Annotated in this window: 25 protein-coding genes and 1 riboswitch; all 25 genes read right to left on the reverse strand. The window is 28.4% G+C overall.

Annotated features, from left to right (window positions below):
- Positions 1-7: 7 nt before the first annotated feature.
- Positions 8-1,165, reverse strand: coding sequence for a stage III sporulation protein AE (spoIIIAE, locus tag KQI41_RS09640; RefSeq protein ID WP_154437926.1), 1,158 nt, complete (start codon positions 1,163-1,165; stop codon positions 8-10).
- Positions 1,166-1,177: 12 nt separating this feature from the next.
- A complete protein-coding gene (gene spoIIIAD / locus KQI41_RS09645) occupies positions 1,178-1,564 on the reverse strand; it encodes a stage III sporulation protein AD (RefSeq protein ID WP_154437924.1) in 387 nt (128 codons plus the stop codon).
- A 14-nt stretch (positions 1,565-1,578) separates the two neighbouring features.
- Positions 1,579-1,773, reverse strand: coding sequence for a stage III sporulation protein AC (gene spoIIIAC / locus KQI41_RS09650; RefSeq protein ID WP_154437922.1), 195 nt, complete (start codon positions 1,771-1,773; stop codon positions 1,579-1,581).
- A 12-nt stretch (positions 1,774-1,785) separates the two neighbouring features.
- Complete coding sequence (locus KQI41_RS09655) at positions 1,786-2,310, reverse strand: stage III sporulation protein AB (protein ID WP_154437920.1); 525 nt, start codon at positions 2,308-2,310, stop codon at positions 1,786-1,788.
- Entirely contained in the window at positions 2,297-3,295 is a 999-nt protein-coding gene (spoIIIAA, locus tag KQI41_RS09660; RefSeq protein ID WP_326828270.1) for a stage III sporulation protein AA, read from the reverse strand. Before spoIIIAA ends, KQI41_RS09655 begins: the two co-directional genes overlap by 14 nt.
- Before the next feature lie 106 nt (positions 3,296-3,401).
- A complete protein-coding gene (locus KQI41_RS09665) occupies positions 3,402-3,737 on the reverse strand; it encodes a CD1247 N-terminal domain-containing protein (protein ID WP_154437918.1) in 336 nt (111 codons plus the stop codon).
- A 39-nt stretch (positions 3,738-3,776) separates the two neighbouring features.
- The gene (gene efp / locus KQI41_RS09670; protein ID WP_154437917.1) at positions 3,777-4,334 is read right to left on the reverse strand and encodes an elongation factor P; all 558 of its coding nucleotides are present in this window, start codon (positions 4,332-4,334) and stop codon (positions 3,777-3,779) included.
- Positions 4,335-4,357: 23 nt separating this feature from the next.
- Positions 4,358-4,789 carry a type II 3-dehydroquinate dehydratase gene (aroQ, locus tag KQI41_RS09675; protein ID WP_154437915.1) on the reverse strand — a complete coding sequence of 144 codons (432 nt, stop codon included), beginning with the start codon at positions 4,787-4,789 and terminating at the stop codon, positions 4,358-4,360.
- A 51-nt stretch (positions 4,790-4,840) separates the two neighbouring features.
- A complete protein-coding gene (locus tag KQI41_RS09680) occupies positions 4,841-5,359 on the reverse strand; it encodes a shikimate kinase (protein WP_154437913.1) in 519 nt (172 codons plus the stop codon).
- A 10-nt stretch (positions 5,360-5,369) separates the two neighbouring features.
- Entirely contained in the window at positions 5,370-5,636 is a 267-nt protein-coding gene (locus KQI41_RS09685; RefSeq protein WP_154437911.1) for a late competence development ComFB family protein, read from the reverse strand.
- 20 nt (positions 5,637-5,656) lie between these two features.
- Entirely contained in the window at positions 5,657-6,685 is a 1,029-nt protein-coding gene (locus tag KQI41_RS09690) for a hypothetical protein (protein ID WP_154437909.1), read from the reverse strand.
- Positions 6,686-6,699: 14 nt separating this feature from the next.
- Positions 6,700-7,272 (reverse strand): prepilin-type N-terminal cleavage/methylation domain-containing protein, encoded by a 573-nt coding sequence (locus tag KQI41_RS09695; RefSeq protein ID WP_154437907.1) that lies wholly within the window; start codon positions 7,270-7,272, stop codon positions 6,700-6,702.
- The gene (locus KQI41_RS09700; RefSeq protein WP_216585196.1) at positions 7,238-7,663 is read right to left on the reverse strand and encodes a type IV pilus modification PilV family protein; all 426 of its coding nucleotides are present in this window, start codon (positions 7,661-7,663) and stop codon (positions 7,238-7,240) included. The genes KQI41_RS09695 and KQI41_RS09700 overlap by 35 nt, the downstream gene beginning before the upstream one ends.
- A 13-nt stretch (positions 7,664-7,676) precedes the next feature.
- Positions 7,677-8,141, reverse strand: a complete 465-nt coding sequence (locus tag KQI41_RS09705; RefSeq protein WP_154437903.1) for a prepilin-type N-terminal cleavage/methylation domain-containing protein — start codon at positions 8,139-8,141, stop codon at positions 7,677-7,679.
- Positions 8,125-10,170: an S-layer homology domain-containing protein gene (locus KQI41_RS09710; RefSeq protein ID WP_216585197.1), complete on the reverse strand. Its 2,046-nt coding sequence runs from the start codon at positions 10,168-10,170 to the stop codon at positions 8,125-8,127. The genes KQI41_RS09705 and KQI41_RS09710 overlap by 17 nt, the downstream gene beginning before the upstream one ends.
- Positions 10,171-10,182: 12 nt before the next feature.
- Complete coding sequence (locus KQI41_RS09715) at positions 10,183-11,580, reverse strand: LysM peptidoglycan-binding domain-containing protein (RefSeq protein WP_154437899.1); 1,398 nt, start codon at positions 11,578-11,580, stop codon at positions 10,183-10,185.
- Positions 11,546-12,127 (reverse strand): PilN domain-containing protein, encoded by a 582-nt coding sequence (locus tag KQI41_RS09720; protein WP_195837874.1) that lies wholly within the window; start codon positions 12,125-12,127, stop codon positions 11,546-11,548. Before KQI41_RS09720 ends, KQI41_RS09715 begins: the two co-directional genes overlap by 35 nt.
- 1 nt (position 12,128) lies before the next feature.
- Positions 12,129-13,193, reverse strand: coding sequence for a pilus assembly protein PilM (pilM, locus tag KQI41_RS09725; RefSeq protein ID WP_195837873.1), 1,065 nt, complete (start codon positions 13,191-13,193; stop codon positions 12,129-12,131).
- 36 nt (positions 13,194-13,229) lie between these two features.
- Positions 13,230-13,766 carry a PilW family protein gene (locus KQI41_RS09730; protein ID WP_154437893.1) on the reverse strand — a complete coding sequence of 179 codons (537 nt, stop codon included), beginning with the start codon at positions 13,764-13,766 and terminating at the stop codon, positions 13,230-13,232.
- Between the two features lie 10 nt (positions 13,767-13,776).
- Positions 13,777-14,109, reverse strand: a complete 333-nt coding sequence (locus KQI41_RS09735) for a PulJ/GspJ family protein (RefSeq protein ID WP_216585198.1) — start codon at positions 14,107-14,109, stop codon at positions 13,777-13,779.
- Positions 14,110-14,119: 10 nt separating this feature from the next.
- Entirely contained in the window at positions 14,120-15,403 is a 1,284-nt protein-coding gene (locus KQI41_RS09740; RefSeq protein ID WP_216585199.1) for a DUF7305 domain-containing protein, read from the reverse strand.
- Between the two features lie 56 nt (positions 15,404-15,459).
- Entirely contained in the window at positions 15,460-16,218 is a 759-nt protein-coding gene (locus KQI41_RS09745; protein WP_154437887.1) for a prepilin peptidase, read from the reverse strand.
- Positions 16,219-16,287: 69 nt separating this feature from the next.
- Positions 16,288-16,698, reverse strand: a complete 411-nt coding sequence (locus KQI41_RS19110; protein ID WP_154437885.1) for a type II secretion system protein — start codon at positions 16,696-16,698, stop codon at positions 16,288-16,290.
- Positions 16,699-16,834: 136 nt separating this feature from the next.
- A riboswitch (cyclic di-GMP riboswitch) is annotated at positions 16,835-16,924 on the reverse strand.
- A gap of 116 nt (positions 16,925-17,040) precedes the next feature.
- Positions 17,041-18,243: a type II secretion system F family protein gene (locus KQI41_RS09755; RefSeq protein ID WP_154437883.1), complete on the reverse strand. Its 1,203-nt coding sequence runs from the start codon at positions 18,241-18,243 to the stop codon at positions 17,041-17,043.
- Between the two features lie 12 nt (positions 18,244-18,255).
- A complete protein-coding gene (locus tag KQI41_RS09760; RefSeq protein WP_154437881.1) occupies positions 18,256-19,308 on the reverse strand; it encodes a type IV pilus twitching motility protein PilT in 1,053 nt (350 codons plus the stop codon).
- Positions 19,309-19,318: the final 10 nt, after the last annotated feature.

Here is a 19,318-nt window from a genome sequence, read left to right on the forward strand (position 1 = left end):
CTTTCACCTACCTTAACATTAGTAAACTATTACCTGCTTCCACAATAATAGTTATAGTAATAAAAAACATTGTTCCTGTTGAAATTAAACTAACTAAAATAAGCAACAGTGATTTTCCAACTTGATTAAAAAACTCAACTAAGTTTGGTGAACCAATAGGCTGAATAACAACTGTAATTATTTTATAGGTAAACAAAAGCACTATAATCTTAATTACAGGTAGTATACATATAAACAATAGGACTAAAAGTCCAATAAATCCAAGTCCATTTTTAAGAATAGCAGAACATCCTACCACTGCATCAACAGCATCTGATAGAAATCCTCCCACTATGGGAATAAATTTATCTATAGCAAACTTAGCTGTCCTTATGGTTATTCCATCTATTTTGGTACCTAATCCATATATAGTAATGATTCCTATGAACAAAGTTAAGGCACCAGTTATTATTAAAGTTATTACTTGTCTACCTAATTCAGATAATTTACTAAACTCTGCTCTGCTAGATATATTGCTTATAATACTTATAATAAACGAAAAAAATATTAAAGGTAAAATTATAGTTTTTATCAAAATACCGATAAGATTTACTGTCATTATTATCATAGGATGAAATAAAATCTTGGTATTAGGTCCAGAAGCCGCTGTAAGTAATGTAAGTAAAACTGGAAGAATAGCTTGCATAAATCCAACCATCTTATCAATAGTACCCTTTGCTAAGTCCATAACTTGATTGAAACTACTAATTACTAAAATCGCTATTAGAACATAGGATATATAGTTAGCCAACTCAGAAACAGAAGTATTTTCAAAAGTAGATTGGAGATTTGTAAGTATTGAAGAAATAAGTGTAATCACTAAAATTTTAGCCAATAATATCAAAGATGTTCTTATTTCTTTAAAGAATATTTGATAAAGCCCTTTTCCTATATCCTTAAGACTTAAAGATACATTTCCTTTTACGAGATTTATTAAAAATTCTCTTACATTAAATTGAGGTAGTATTTCATTTTCTTTTATGGTATCTTCTACTATTTTTTCTAGTTCTCCAATATTTAAAGCGTCTATTTGTTCGTCTATAATAAATAAATCTAACTCTTCTGCATATACATTGCTTCCAAACATCAACATACATAAAATAAATAAAATATAAATTTTTTTCATAAGTTTCACCTTTTAAGGAAGTATTTTTATAATCAATTCCATAAGTGCAAGAAGAATGGGTATCGCTAGAACCATAATCATGACTTTACCACCTAATTCTATCTTCATAGCTATACCTTCTTCTCCTGCATCTCTAGATAGTTGTGCTCCAAATTCTACTATATAAGCCATTCCAATTATTCTGAGAATTGTAGAAAAATATGCAAATTCTATATTTACTCTTCTAGCTAAAGTATTTAAGGTCTCTATTACATAGGACAATTCACCTAAAATCATGGTAAATATAATAACACCAGTAATTAAACTTATATATAAGGCAAATTCCGATTTTACATTTTTAAGTATTACTATTGCAATGGTAGCTATTATACCAATACCAACTACTTTGAAAATATCCATAACGATTCTCCTCACTATAATCTAAACAATATTTTTAGATTGTCGAAAAGTTTACTTACTAAATTAACTACCATGCCAAAAGCAAATACCAATCCTACTAAAGTTACAATATATGCATATTCTTCTTTACCAAACTTATCAAGTAAAGTATGTATTATTGCTACTAGAATTCCCAATCCTGCTATTTTAAAGATTAAATCCACATCCATGATTATCCTCCTCTATATCAGTAAAATTATTATTGCTGTACCAGTTATGACTCCTAAATTTCTATATAACTTTTCATTCTTATTTTTTTCTTCTCTTGCCTCAAATATTTGAGTGGCTATTTGATTTGATACTAATATAAAATTTTTCTGTTGATCTGTCCTATCGGATGTACCTAAAACCCTGCCTAATGATAAAAAAGTTTCTACATCTTCTTTCTTAAAATTAAGATTGTTATATAATTTGTCTTCAACAGATAAAAAACTATCGTATACGCCTCCTCTCTTGTTTTGAATTAAATCGTTTTTAATTTCCGAAAATATATAAGATACTTTAACTTTTCCCTTTTTATGAACATTGGACAGCGCCTCTGGAAGAGGGGTCAATCCATATACCACCTCAGTTTCTAAAATCTTAATACATTGCTCCAGAATTATTAGGTTTTCCAGCCTTAATGAGAAGCTCTTTCCATAAAGATAGCCTATAATACTGCAAGTCAAAAAAATTAACAATAATAATATTGATTTAAGAACTCCCATTTAAATCACTCTTTCTAAAAAAAATAGGCTTATAGCTATATCCATCTACTATTTCCTTTATAGTTCCAACTCCATCAGACCTATCTAGTATAATAAATCGTTCAAATATATTTTCTGTAAATAATTCCCTTATACTAGATTTGTTTCTTACTTCTTCTAAACTACTTCCATGAACAGTTGCCATAAGTTTTATTCCTGCCCTTAGAGCCTCATGAATTGCTTCTGCATCTTTTTTTCCACCAATTTCATCAACAGCTATTATATCTGGAGATAAGGCTCTGATGGCCATTATAATTCCATCTGACTTTAAACATCCATCTAATATATCTGTTCTCATTCCCACATCTTTTTGAGCCATGCCATTATACATTCCTGCTAACTCTGATCTTTCGTCTACAAGACTTACTTTAAAGCCTTTAAAATTCCCTTCAGTTCCATTACTTAAATTTCTAACTATATCTCTAAGTAAGGTTGTCTTACCGCATTGAGGAGGAGATATAATTAAGGTATTATAAAAACCATTAGTGTTTTTGATTATATATGAAAGAATATTATTTGAAACTCCTAGAACCTCTCTGCCTATTCTTATATTTAGAGATGAAATGTTTCTTATATTTTCAACTCCATTTAATCCATAAATAACCTTCCCTCCGATCCCTACCCTATGACCTCCTCTAATGGTTATATAACCGTTTCTTATTTCTTCTGTATAGGCATATACAGAGTAGTTGCTTATTAGCTGAAAGGTATCCATAATATGCCTTTCATTGACTATTACGGCATTAGATGGATTAGAACTTAGATTCCCATTTATGTTTACAAAATAATCTTTTCCTCCATATGAAATGCTTAAAGGTCTGCCATTTCTTAATCTTATTTCTTCAGTTTTTAATTTATGGTTATGAGGTATTTTTATCAATATTTTATTTAATTCATCACATAAATTTTCAATTACAGAATCATATAAATTTATATTATTTAGCACAACCTGTCCCTCCCTTATATAAATTCTATGATTGTACAAACTATATATGACAAAAATAAAAAAAAGCTCTAAGGCTTTTTTCAGCCTTAGAGCTTTTTTAATTTTATTATTCTTCTTCAAAATCTTCTTCACAATGACAACAACAGTCATCATCGTCACAAAAATCATCAAAGTCAAATTCTTCATCGTCATAATAATAGTCATCATCTTCATCATCTTCTCCATAGATATCATCTTCAACATCTGCTAAGTCTTCATCTATGAATGTTACATATTCTTCTAAATCTTCTTGGTTTTCGATTGTTTCATCTAGTACGTCTGCAAACTCTTCTAGTATATCTACTATATGAAGAAGTAGTTTTCCTTCTTTAGAGCTTTCATCAATACCTAAACCATCAGCTAAACCTCTTAAGTAAGATACTTTTTGAATTAAATAATCCATTTTTATCCCTCCATAATTTATATTTTAAAACATTATTACCTATTTTCTTGATAAATAATCACCAGTTCTTGTATCTATCTTTAGTATATCACCAACATTGACAAATAAAGGCACTTGAATAATTGCCCCAGTCTCAACTGTAGCTGGTTTAGTTGCACCTGAAGCAGTATCACCTTTTACTCCTGGTTCAGTAGCAGTTACTTCTAGTTCAACAAAGTTTGGCGGTAATACTTCAAAAGCTTTACCATGGAAAAATCTAATTGTAGCATTGTCATTTTCTTTTAAATATACTATTGCATCCTCTACAGCTTCCTTATCTAATGGAAGTTGTTCATAGGTGTCAGTATCCATAAAGTAAAATAATTCACCATCATTATATAAGTATTGCATTTCCTTAGTTTCAATTTGAGCCTTAGGGAACTTTTCAGTTGGGTTAAATGTAACTTCTTTAGTTCCACCAGACATTACAGATTTAATCTTTGTTCTAACAAAAGCTGCTCCTTTTCCAGGTTTAACGTGTTGAAAATCAATTACTTGAAAAACATCTCCATCCATTTCAAATGTGATGCCTTTTCTAAAATCACCTGCTGATATCATATTCTTACCCTCCTATAATCTACTTACTCAATAATTTTTAAAGCATCTATAGCTACTAAATAACCGTTATATCCTAAACCTGAAATTTGTCCTGTACATACAGGTACAATAACAGATTCTTTTCTAAAATTTTCCCTTTTATAAATATTAGATAGATGGACTTCTATAACGGGTACATCTAAGATTTCTATGGCATCTCTAATAGCTATACTATAATGTGTAAAGGCAGCTGGATTAATAATAAGTCCTTTATAGTCCTTACTTACAATATCCTGAATTTTATCTACAATCTGTCCTTCATGGTTCGATTGAAATATTTCAACTTCCATATCTAACTGGGAAGCTCTAGATTTAATGAGATTATTAATTTCTTCCAAAGTTTTTTCCCCATATATAGAACTGTCTCTTTTCCCTAAAAGATTCAAATTTGGACCATGAATAATAAGTACTTTCATGAGAATTCTCCTCTACTTTCAATCTTATTATATCAGCCTCTATTATTTACCTCAAGAATTAATTTTAACACATTTCTCCAATATTTCATAGACAATTAAATCTATTGACTTATTATCTACAAAAATTGTGAAATCTGCAAGAAATTTATATGTTTTTTTTCTGTTGTTATATAATGTATTTATTCTTTCATAAAGATTTTCTTGATTATTTAACAATGGCCTAACAGTAGTGGAGTTTTTAATATTATTTACTATATTATCTATTGAAGATTCCAAAAGTATTGCTATTCCTTTTTCTTTTAATTTAATAAATTTATCACTTAGTATCATACCACCACCTGTAGATATTATTATATTTTCTTTTTCATATAATTTATCTATGGCACAAGATTCTAATCTTCTAAAATATGCTTCTCCATATAAAGAAAAAATATCTTCTATTTTATTTTTTTCCATTTGCTCAATAAAAATATCAGTATCTAAGAACTCCATTCCCAATTTTGAAGATAAGTTCTTTCCAACAGTTGTCTTTCCCGTACCACTCATACCAATTAATATAATATTTTTCAAAGTTATCACCTTATTTATGTCTAGGATTTTTACCTACAATCCCAATAGCTTTTGTTATGGCTGTTAATATATCTGTGTTAAATTGAGTATTAAAATTATTTGCTTTAGCATATACATATCCCGTATCTGTAACAACATATTTTGGACTTAGGTTATTTAACGCAATGGCAGCCATATCCAATTTGCATTTATCACAATAACATATATCAGGTATATCATTTTTCATACTTTCTATAACCTTAATTACTTCATCTTCCATTAAATTATAAAGTTCCATTTTTATTATTACCCCCTTAGCTAATTACTCTTTATTATAGTCATATTTAAGTCTAAAAATCTAGGTATATAAGTACCATATTTATAAATATTCTCCCTATTATAAACTATATCGGCTTTTTCTATAAAATTATAATTAACCAAGTTATCAGTTATCATTATTCCCTTTATTTTAGGTTTTATAATGGGATCTATGTTTATTTCTCCATTTTTTATTATAATTATTCCTTTAAACTCAAAATCACTAGATATAAGTATATTTCCTTCAACATATATAACTCCTGAAAGATTTATAGTATCTTTATTTTCATCACTATTTTGAATAAAAAAATTTATAGGATCTTCCCCTGTATGTTTTAATATAATTATTACATTTTTATTCGTAAATCTTTCAATATATGGCTCTGTCATATTCTTTCTGAAAGAGGATATTTGAAAATTATTGCCACTCTTTTCCAAAACAATATCACTAAAAATTGATGAATTCATTTGGTACAGTGTATTTGGAATATCTCCATTACTTATAACAATATTTTTTTCTATATTTAGCAATAAATCCTCTAACTGCTTTTCATAAATATCATCTATTAATTTTCTATCTAAAACAGGTATCTCTAAATCAAATAGATGATTTACCATATTTAAGTACGAAGTTACAGTGACTTTAAGTCCATTAAAATCACTTTCTGCAATGAGTTTAAGTTGTTTTTTATTATCCTTGTCTACTATACGTACTTTGACAATGTCTTTAGTATCTCCAAGAATCAAATCTTCTTTGGAGATTTTAATATGAGTTGGATATTTTACAATAGGAAAACTTCTAAAGTATTCATTTATCATGGGTAATAACTGATTTTTATAATATCTATTTTCATTAAGGACCATAAGTATTTTTCCTTCTGCCAGATAATAGGATTGAATATTATTTTTAGTTGAATTTAGAATAAGATGTTCGTATCTTGTAGTACTTTCAAAGTATAATATCACTGTCATAAGTACAGACATTACAATTAAAGCAATAACAGATATAAAACCCCTTCTATTTTTCATATATCCTCCTACTATTAATATTCTATAGGACATCTAATATAAATATCAGATTTTAGCCTTAGTCTTTCTCCACTATTATGCTTGAAATCCAACTCTAAGTAAATTATAGAATTTTCTATATCAATTTTAGTATTATTTATACAGTCTGCAAACTCACAAAGTTCATTACTTCCGTAATTGAAACTTGCCGTAGGATACTTTTCATTTACTAAATTATAGGCTATCCTGATTATACTACTATTTTTTTTGTAGTATAATATATATGTATACTTATCAGAAATACTCTCCTCATTGATTTTTAAAATAACAAATCCTATATTATTAGGGAATTTTTTGTCTAGTCCTTCTATTTTATCAACGGAAACAATTTTATCTGCAGACTTTATATCATTTTTAATATATTCAATAGCATATCTGCCATTCATCATTACTTGATCTTTTTCATCACCTTTTGCACAGGATTTAATAGAAAAACCTAGAATACTAAAAATAGGAATTATAATTATAGACGAAATAAATAAAACTAAAATTACTTCTATTAAAGTAAATCCATCACTTTTTCGGTATATATCCCTTAAATTCAACATAATCTAAAATCTCTCCCTCTTTATTATGATATACATAAACCGATAAAAGCCATAAATTATTGAATTTTTCATCTTTAATTATCTTTAAAGAATATCTTTCACTACTTTTATCTTCTGGTAAAATTATTTCTACGATTTTGTCTTTTTTAAATTCTTCTATTAAATCCTCCACATTTACATCATATATAGTTATAGATTCAGAACTTTCCTCTTTAAAGGCTTTTATCCTTTCCACAACCATTTCTCCCAAATGGATCATTTCTATTCTCATTTTTTGATTATTTAATCTAAGAAAAGAAGTACTCATTATAGGCAAAATAGTTGCAAAAATTAAACCCAATAAAAACAATCCCATTATGACTTCTACTAAGGTAAAACCCTTTCTTTTCATAATGCTTCTCCTTTTATTTACTATTAATATAAAGATTTACTTTTCCAGTAGCTACATTAATGGTAATATCAATTTTTTGTTTTTTTCTATTTAAAAGCGAGATAGTTCCAGCTTTGCTTGGAGCTCCAGTGGGTGTGAAATAAATAGAAGTACCAAAGTTACTTGACTTTAATACTATGCCCTTGGAAAATTCAATATTTTTTATGGTTTTATTTTCTTGTTTTATTATGTAACTATTCTTTTCAATATTTAGGAGTAAAGTGTAGTTACAATTCTCTACAATTGCACTATTCCTAGCATATATAATATCCCTTTTAAACTCCATAAGTTCTTTTTTCTCATTTGTATTAAATATAATCCTTATGCTAGGTATTCCTATGGATAAAACAACGGCAAATATAGCTAGTACAACTAGTAATTCCACTAGAGTATATCCATATTTGCTACTATATTCTTTATTATTAATATTGCCACTCATTTAATTGATACAGCAAGAATGTGAATTCTGCTCTAGTTATTTTATTATTCATACTATCTTTACTCCTTGAGCGAACCTTTTTCTCATATATCATTTTATTAGCAAAATAATCCCATTTGAAATCTTTATTTTTTAATACCCTCGACATTATAATCTCAACCTCTTTATAAGTAATTGAATCATGTGGCTTAAAAGTATTATCAATATATCCATTTACTATTTTATAGTAAGTTGCATAGGATATAGCCTTTTCTGCATAGCCAAATTCTTTATAGTCCTTAAACTTAATAATATTTGTAGAGTCATATGGGGGATACCAATCATATAATCTACTTAGCATCGTCACAAACTCTCCTCTTGAAATTTCCTTATCTGGCTTAAAAGATTTATCAGGGTATCCATATATGATTTCTCTCTTAACATAAGTATTGATTTCATCTCTAGCCCAATGTCCTCTAGATTCATGAAATATTGGCAGTTCATTATCAACTCTTACAGAATAAATATTTCCAGTTAAGTCTATATTATTTAAGTTTATATCTGCAACTAAGTAATCTCCTTCTTGTTTTGATGGTATGTAAATCCATTTATTATAATGATATTTGTATATACCATATTTAATATCATTACCATAGGACTTAAATTTAATGGTAATCCTTTTATTTCTATCAAATGTGTTTGCTAGATTCATAACCTTTAATCCATAGACTCCTGAAGCTTGTGTATGTCTTGTAGAATTAGGATTTACATAGGTGATCGGTATACTATCTATGGTTACAATAGCATCATTATAATAAGTTCCAGCCTCAATATCTACTAAAAATTTATCATCATCTGGTATACCAATATTATCCTTGCCATCAATTGAAATCTTTTCAGTATGGGTTTTCACTCTATTTCTATCCTGTTGAAGTTTCTTGTACGTCTCATTATAAGATTTCATAAATTCATTCCAATATCCAATTATAAAAGCCAATCTATAATTTTCAGATTGAAACTGAAGTCCATATTCATTTATAATAATTTCATCATTTACCTTATGACTACTCCATAAATTGGTCTTATCCATGGTAATATCCATAATTGCTGCATATTCGCCCTTCATTTTACCTATGGTTCTTCCGCCTTCTTCACCATTTAAATCAGGTGTTTCTGTAGTTTCTCTATTGGCTTTTCTATAGGCATCGTTATAATAAAGTATATATCCACCTTCAGTTTTACCTCCAGATGTACTTCTACCAAATTCAAATCCTGCTAAAAAAGCATCTCTATATTCACCGGATTCTTTATTTAGATTAAACATAGTAATTATTTCTTTATTGGAAGGCATATTTCTTTTATAATCATTCCTAAGACCTAGTAAATAATCTTTTCTAGCATTTAAATCAGCTAAATTTCTAGCATATTCATCTCCATCTTTTAGCCCCTCCTCATATGAATAATCTCTTTCTCCCAATTTAGCCACTTGGAATGCAGCTTCAAAGGATATTCTATAAGATTTTTTAAAGTCATCTATAAAACTATTTCTATGTTCTCTAGATTCCCTATTAAGCTCAAACATATTAATTAATTCCCTATCACTAGGAATATATCTTTCCCAATTATTCCTGCTTCCTGATTTGTATGCAATATACCCATCTATTCTACCCATTATAGTACCAAAGTCTTCCGAACCATAAATTATTGTAGTTCCATCATCATTTGATTTTATGTTTTCTTTATAACCTTTCTCATGTCCTTCTAAATAGCCATTTATGAAACTATCTATAAATTCTTCTTCCTTACCTTTTAAATAATCATTATTTTCTACCTTTACATCATATCTAGTAGGTTTAATCTCATTATAGAAAGGAAATTTATTATCTATATTATTTTTTAGTGCTTGGTTTTTGCCAATTTTCTCTCCTATTTTAAAACCTTCTTCAAATGCTTTTTTAATATCTTCAGAATTAGTATCCGCAAATACATTTATAGAACTAAATAATATGACAAATACTAATGTATAGATTATTAGACTATATTTTCTCATGGTTTCACCTTCTTATCTCTTTTTTAGTACCAGAACTTTTCCAGTGGGTAATGTATCAGTTGATTTTAATTCATTTAATTTTAATATTTCACTTTTATAGTTACTAGTTCCATAATATAATTGGCTTATTTTCTCTGGAGTATCTCCTTCTTTTACCACATGGAATATATAATCACCAACACTTACATCTTTGCCATTTTCATCAAGATTTCTTTCATATACAGCCTGTAACTTATCTATTAAAATCACGCCATAATCTTCCCTATTTTTAGGTATTTCCAGATATAGACTTTCTAATTTTAATGGATATAAACTTAAATCTTCTGGTGGATTAGTTTCTATATACTTCCATCCAGTCCAACTGATTCCTTCAGTAATAGAAACTAATATCTCCTCTCCCATTTGTCCTCTAAAAGCTAACCCAACAGTGGCAGGAGAATAATCATAAGAATAAACCCATAACCCTATGGTCTGTGGTGGATATTTAATATTTATATTATTTCTAGTAAGATCTATATATCCACGATTTTCTTCTTCTACTGCCACAATATTATATTCAAATCTTAGGGAATATTTTTTAGACTTTGATTTTGTAGATTGTTCTACATTTCCTTTAACCAACTCTTGAGAAGGTAAGAAAAACATATTTCTATTTTCAAAATCCAATAGAGTTTCTTCAATATAATGATTGACTTCTTTTATTTCTACTATCTCCTCTAATGGAGTATCAACTTCTATAATACTATCAGTATAATCTTTGTAAGGTGAAAAAGGAGTAATCTTTTGTTCCAATTTTTCAGTATCTATATATACCACATCATTATCTGTATTAGTTATTCCATCTAAACTATATACCTTTAAAGACATATTTCCGTTTAGTTTGCCCTCATTATCTCTATCCATAGTTACACTGTCTAATAATATTTTTCTAGGGCTGGTTTTCAATGCTCTTATAACATCTACAATTCCATCATAAGTACCTTTATATGGAATAGATATATCCATATTTTTCACTTGAAATTCTCCAATATCTTCATAATTTGGTCTATTGAAATTCATATCTACAACAGATACAGTTTCTTTCTCCACTAAATCATTTAATAAGTAAATTATCTGAGCTTGGTCTAATTTTGGAAAGTATTTAGATATAATATTTTCTTTTTCTTTATGTAAAATATCCCAATTATTGTTAATAGTCTCTTCATTTCTTAGAATAGTGTTTATTTCATCAATTTTTTCTTCATATCTTATTCTTTGTGCATTAAGGCTTGATAACTTATGGTCCAGTGGTGTAATAACAAATCTGTAACTTCCCCAAACTACTAAAATAGTGACTAAAATACTTAAAAGAAATTTTTCATTCTTAGTTAGTTCTCTAGTTTTCAGTTTCTTCTTCCCCAATTTCTCCATTATCAACACTCCCTAATGTAATGTTCAGACTAAAATTATAATAATCATTTTGCAATGAAATATTAGATACAAATATCTCTTCATAATCATCTAGAGATTCCAATCCTTTTTGAAACTCTGCTATAGACCATTTATCTCTGGATATACCAACTATATAAATTTCTCCATTTTGAATACTAAGGGAAGTAAGAAACAAATCCTCTGGTATATTATCATTGATCTTATTTAAAAGGACTTCATCAATTTTATCTCTTTCTTGAATGATTTTATCTAATACTTTAATTTTATCAACTGACATTTTAAATTCATTTACTTCTATTTCTTTTTCCTTGATTTCCTCTACTTTTTTTAAAATATTAGGGTCTTCTACAGTAAGTTTAAGAGTATTTACTATTTTAGTTTCTTTGCTAATCATTATTGAATAATAAACTGTATATACTATTAAAGAAAAGAAAAAAAGGCTTAATAAAGAAAAATATATTAGCTTTTTATCTAGTTTGAATTCTCTTTTTTCTATATAACTTTCAAAAAAGTTTAAGTCTCTCATCTTACACCTCATCAATCCTAATTAATCCACCAATGGCATTGGCATATTTAGATAAATTTTCACTCCAATTAATCTTATCTAAAGTGGATAACTGCATAGTTGGAATATTAAAGTAGGTGGAAAACAAATTGTCTATCTCCTTAATGTTTGAAAATCCCCCTTGAAGTAAAATATAATTTATCATATTTCCTGTTTCTCTAGTATTATAATATCTAAATACTACTTCTATTTTTTCACAAAGGTCAATCAAGCTTGTCCTTACAATGTTTGATAATCTATAATTATCTGAAAACTCATCTTGAAAATTATTTAAACTTTTTATCTCAACTAATTTCTCTTCTACATCTTCTATGGAGTAATCAAAAAATGAAAATATATTGTCATACATTGCTTTACCTCCAGTATCAATAACCCTAGTTACTTCTATTTTCCCATTTTTTATTATGGTAAGTTTAGAGTTACTATATCCTATATCTACTGAAGCTATTACTAAATCCCTAGTGTTATAGTCACTATTTACTAAGTCATTATAGTTTAATAATTTTGCTATGGCATTACCTTGATAGTCTAGAATTTCTGGCTTAAGACCAGAATCTTTCAATAGCTCTAAATGACTTAGAACAATATTGTTTGGTATAGCTAGTAAAAGAATCTTTATCTTTTCCATATCTCCTTCATGTATATTTCCTAGATTTAAATATTTAACCACATAATCATCTATATTAATCGGAAGATAATCAGCTACCTGATAACTAACAACAGATTTAAGCTCCTTAAGAGAAACCTTTGGGATGATTATTTCCCTAGTAATTACTTTCGAACTATTGATAATACCATATGTAATAGTAGTAGATATTTTATTTTCCTTTAATTTATTTTTTATGCTTGTGGCCAATACATCTTTATTTAATATTTCTCCATTTAGATAAAAATGAGGTTCTACTGATATTGTGAAAGCTTTTAATATTTGTACGTTATCTTTTGTATATTTCCCTTCTATAACTTTGATTTCTTTAGAACCAAAGTCCATAGATAGAGTTTTTCTACTTATTGATGGTAACTTCAATGGCATTACCTCCTTAGTTCCTTAATGGAAAGATTTTTAATTGTATTTTGAGTAGTAAATTTTATTTTGAATATTATTTTCTTTATAATTTAATATATTCTCTAAGAGAATATTGAAATTCACACTATATATTTCATTAACTTTATTTCCTTCTTCCACTACCTTAATAGTTATATTTATTATACCATTTCCATTTGTGTCTTGGGAATTAAATTCTATACTTTCTAAAAAATCTGTAAATAAGGTTTTTCTTTTTTCTACATCTTCTGTTCCAATACTATCATAAGTCTTTTTTATTAAATTTTCATTATCTACTTCCAATGAAAAATGTTCTTCTTTTATTGTTCCTTCATTAAACCTTATATCCTTTGCAGTTCTAAGCTCATTTATAAGTAATTCTGATACTGTCCTTGCATTTTGCTGTGCAAATCCCTTGTTTTTTCCAAAGTTAAATGATTTATTTCCCACAAAAAATAGGGAATAAATCATCTGTAAAGCAATACCCATAATCGCTATTGTGACAATTAATTCTATTAACGTAAGTCCTTTATTGTCAAATTTAATATTTTTCATTATAACACCTCTATTTTGTCGACTTAGGTTTATTTGGAACAAAGGTCGTTATTTTAATGTCCGAATCTTTAATTTCTATTATCTTGCCATCTACCTCTCTATCTTTAATAATACCATCTATAGTAACTTTAACTTTATCTGTATTTGTTGTTTTTTCTTTATTATTTATTATTTCTTCATCTACTTCTTCCTTAATTCTTAAAACCCTTTCTGTTTTATTCCCCGATTTAGATATATTTGTAATACTAATATTGAACATAGTTAATACAGCAATAGCCATTATTGAAGTTATGGCTATTGTGATTACTATTTCTATTAATGTTAGTCCTTTGTTATTTTTCATATAATCGCCTTTATTTGTAGTGGCTTGGTTTAAAAAGTATTTTTTCAGTAGATTCTCCTCCTATTATTGAATTATCTACATAATTTGGATCATATACTACTTTCCCCCCACCAGATATATTTACAGTCTTTCCAATAACAGCACCATATGCCTTTCCGCTACCAGTAAAGTTAATATCAGTCTTAGGAGCGTATATTAATCCCTTAGTTATGTCAGAATTACCAGATAAAAAAATATTACCTCCATTAGAATATACATTTCCAACTATACTTCCACTGCCACCTAATTCCAACTCGGAATTATTAATATATAAATTAGCGAAAAGCTTCTGATTCCCACTAATTATCAATCTAGAGGCTCCATAATAAAACACATTTGTATTTTTCTGATTACCTTCATAGTTGATGGTGGAACCTGAACCTATAACCATATTTTCAACATATATCGTTAATTTATTATTTCCTAATAAAATTATATGACCATTATTTAAATTAAACTGTTTAATTTTTAATATTATATCTTCTTTTGTGTTATCAATATATATTTTTGTATTTGCATTTACTTCAAACTTATTATAATCTTTACTTGTAGATATTGTGGTTTGATTGCTTCCACCCTGAATAAGATCAATATTTGAATTATTTATTGGAAAACTCGGAAACTTAATTGATTCATAATGTATTTCCTTCCCACTTTTAATGTAATGGGTTTTAACCCAAGACTTTTCCCACCAATCGGGGGCTGAAAGATTACCTTTCTCTGTAAGATAAATATCCCCATTTAAATTTGGATTCCCATTTGCTACAATCACAGAATGATTTGTACCAATATTACCCTCTATAGTTCCATTGCCTAGTTTTATATCGCCAGATGAAAAAATTGCATAATCTATCTTAGTCTTACCTTTTCGAAGTTCTTCTTTCATTATTTTACTTAAAATATTTTTTACTCCTTTAACCTCTCCTATGGATTTTATAGTCAGAACATTATCTTCTTTAATTAATTCTACTTTAGCCTTACCTTCTCCGATTAATATTTCTTCAACATCTACCTTATTATTATCTTCAAGCTTTTCATTTAATTTCTCAAGTTCTTCCTCATCCATCTCCAATATTGCAGCCTCAACGGCTTCTGCTCCGGCCCTAGCTATGTAATATGCTTGAGTTTTATACTGGTGATATAATGACATTTTGTTTTCATTTACCATAAGATTTAAAATAGATATACCAAATATCATCAATACTGTAAATACAATTAATGTCATTACTATAGTTGAACCTTTTCTATTTCTCAAAATAATCTTACCTCCTAGGTTTGATTATAAATATAATTATTGCTCTTTTGGATTAATTAGAAAAATAAATTCCAATACCAACCTATCAACCCTTCTCCCCAAAATACTGTTATAAAAAATCCCAATATAATAAAAGGTCCAAAAGGAATAGGGTCCTTTCTTCCCTTAATTTTAGTAATTAATAAAAGAACTGATATAATTGCTCCTAATATAAAGGATAGAAATATAGTTAGAAATATTTTCTTGGTTCCTAAGATAAAACCTAGTGAACCAATTAAAGTAAGATCTCCTCCACCCATTCCACCCTGTGAAACTAAAATAATTATGCTAAATAGTAAAGAAGATAAAACTAGGCCTCCTATACTATTTAAAAACTGTGGTGATTTATTATATAATATGTATGAAAATATTTTATAGACAATAGTAATTACTAAGATCAATATTACTAAAATATCTGGAATAATCATTTCCTTTAAGTCTATTAAGGTAATTATAATAAGTATAGAAAAAATAACTGCATAAAAGAAAAATTCTAATGTTAAACCATACTTTGTATAGATAAATAAATATGTAATAGTATTTAATAGTTCAACTATAGGATACTGAAAGGAGATTTCCTCCCTGCAGTATCCACATTTCCCCCTTTGAACTATAAAACTAAATATTGGTATTAAATTGTACCATTTCAAGTTTGTATTGCAATTAGGACAATGAGATGCTGGATAAGCAATATTCTCCTCTCTTGGTATCCTGTATATACACACATTTAGAAATGAACCTATTAATAATCCATATAGGAAAATTAGTATAACCATTTTTATTGCTCCTTTTGTTGATATATTACTTCAACTTATATAAATCTCAAGGTATATTATATACCTTTATTAGTCACCTGAATTGGTTTCTTCTTTTGGTGTAATTTCCTTTGGTTCAATAATTATATTTCCTTTTTCATCTATTGTAATTGTATATTTTTCATCTATAGGCTTATCTTCATCATTTTTTAATCCACTTGGAACTTTTGGAAATTTTTCTCCATCAAGATAGTCTTTTAAGTCTTCCTCTGTTAATTCTGTCTTCTCTGTATTAGGATAATCTGCTAAATACATAGCTGCTGTACTTTTTAATATCCTAATATTAGTATTATGAGCAGCTATCTTGGCAGTATTTTTTGATGATCCTAATTTTGGTACAGCAATTCCTGCTAAAATCCCCAATATCGCAATAACCACTACTAATTCCACTAAAGTAAAACCTTTTCTTTTCTTCATTTTCCTACTTAACCATTGCAACATTTTCTTTTCCCCCTTAATTTTAAATTTTAGTATTTTATATGATCCCTTCCTTTTTTAAATCACCACCTTTGACACAACTAATAATTATAATGAACTTTTTATACAAAAAAACTGCATAAATAATATTACTATTAATTTATGCAGCCGAACGATCATTATTATCTCTTGATAACTTTAGACTCAGGCTTTGCGTCACTAGGTTTCCCTAGCTTTGCCCTGGAAATACAGAGATTTCGCTAATTTCATTTAATTTTTTTATTGTTTTCTCTTATAATGTCATTCTATGGTGAAATATAAGATTCTTCTATTACTTTATAAGTACATCATACCCCTAATTTAGAATCAAATGGTATTTACCATGTCAAACATTGGCATCGTCATAGCTATTACTATAAAACCTATTATTATAGCCATGATTACTAACATCATGGGTTCCATTAAGGTCGTCATCCTTTGTAAGGCTACTTCTACTTCATCATCATAGAAATCTGCTGTCTTATATAAGATATCATCTAAGGCTCCAGATTCCTCACCTACTTTTATCATGGAATCTACCATTGGTGGAAATAGTTTCATTTCATTTACTGCTCTTGACAAAGTTACTCCTTTTCTTATATCTTCTATGGATTTTTCCAATTTATTTTCTACTACTTTATTCCCCACTACTCTACCTACTACTTCTATGGACTCCAATAGTGGTATACCACTGGACATAAGAGTTGACAATGTTCTTGTAAATCTAGATGTTATTATTTTTACATTAGTATCCTTTACTATTGGTATCTTTAGCTTTATATTATCTAATGTTGTTTTTCCAGATGGAGTTTCTTTATATAACATAAATCCAGTTATAGATAAAATTACTACTCCTAAGAACAAATACCAAAACTCCGTAAGCCAATTACTTATATTCAATAGTATCTGTGTAGGTACTGGCAAGACCTCTCCACTACTTTCAAACATTCCTATAAATGTAGGCATTACTGCCACAAGTAAAAATATAACTACTGCTATAGATACTATACTAAGTATTATTGGATATATCATGGCTGATTTAATTTTTTGTTCCAATTTATTTTCCTTTTCAAAATGAACTGCCATTCTTTCCATTATAGTATCTAAATTTCCACTTACTTCTCCTGCTTGAACCATATTTATAAGGAGTGGAGGAAATATTTTTTTATGTTTTCTCATGCTTTCTGATAATGTAAATCCTTTTTGCACATCCTCATAAATTCCACCTAAAGATTTTACTAAGGTTTTATTTTCAGATTGTTTTTCCAATATTTCCAAACATTTTATTATACCTATTCCAGCATCTAACATTGTATAAAACTGCCTGCAAAATACTGCTAAATCTCTCTTTTTTACTTTTTTAGAGAATAAATCTATTTTCCCATCTAATTCTATATCTTTTTCAATAAATATAGGCACATAATTATTACCTTTTATCATAGCCAACACATCAGATTCTTCTTCCCCTTCAAAAAACCCTTCTACGATTTGTCCTGTATCTTGAGATACTGCTTTATATTTATATATCATAGATACCACATCCTAAATAATATATTTTTTAATATTATCTTGATTAATGGCCTGCATCAAAGCTATTTCCTTAGTTATTAATCCTTTCTTATATAAATCTAATAAAGAATTATCCATGGTTTGCATTTGAAATTTTGCTCCCGTTTGGATTGCTGTATCTATTTGATGTATTTTTTCCTCTCTAATTAAGTTTCTTATGGCAGAGGTTGCTACCATGACTTCAAAAGCAGCTGTTCTACCACTACCGTCTGCCTTAGGCAGTAGTTGTTGTGATATTATAGCTTGAACTACTGATGCAAACTGTACCCTCACTTGTTGCTGCTGGTGAGGAGGAAATACATCTATTATCCTATCTATGGTTTTAGCAGAACCTATTGTGTGTAAAGTGGACAATACTAAATGTCCTGTTTCCGCTGCTGTAATGGCTATGGATATAGTCTCTAAATCTCTCATTTCTCCCACTAGTATAACATCAGGGTCTTGACGAAGTGCAGCTCTTAGGCTGTTGGCAAAGGAGTTAGAGTCTATTCCTATTTCCCTCTGATTTACTATACTTTTATTGTGTTTATGAAGATATTCTATTGGGTCTTCCAATGTTAGTATATGACATTTTTTTTCTTTATTGATTAAATCTATCATAGAAGCTAAGGTTGTTGACTTTCCACTTCCTGTAGGTCCTGTAACTAAAATAAGTCCACGAGGAAGTCTAGCTAAATCTTTGACTACACCTGGAAGTCCCAGTTCGTCAATGGTAGGAACCTCTAAAGGAATTATCCTAAGTGCCATACCATAAGAGCCTCTTTGCTTATATGCGTTCACTCTATATCGTCCTACTCCCGGACTGGAAAAAGATGTGTCTACTTCTCCATTTTCTTCTAATTCCTCTATTGTCCTTTCATCTAAAGTTTCATAAACTAAGGCTTTGGTATCTTGTGGCATCAATTTTTCACCTTCAAGGACTAATAATTCTCCATTGATCCTTAAAACAGGTGGAGTACCAACTGTTATATGAATATCCGATGCTTTTTTTTCTGTTGCTATATTTACTAATTCTACTACGTTCATTTTATTATCT

It is taken from the genome of Tissierella pigra, from assembly GCF_018917845.1.
Lineage (GTDB): Bacteria > Bacillota > Clostridia > Tissierellales > Tissierellaceae > Tissierella > Tissierella pigra.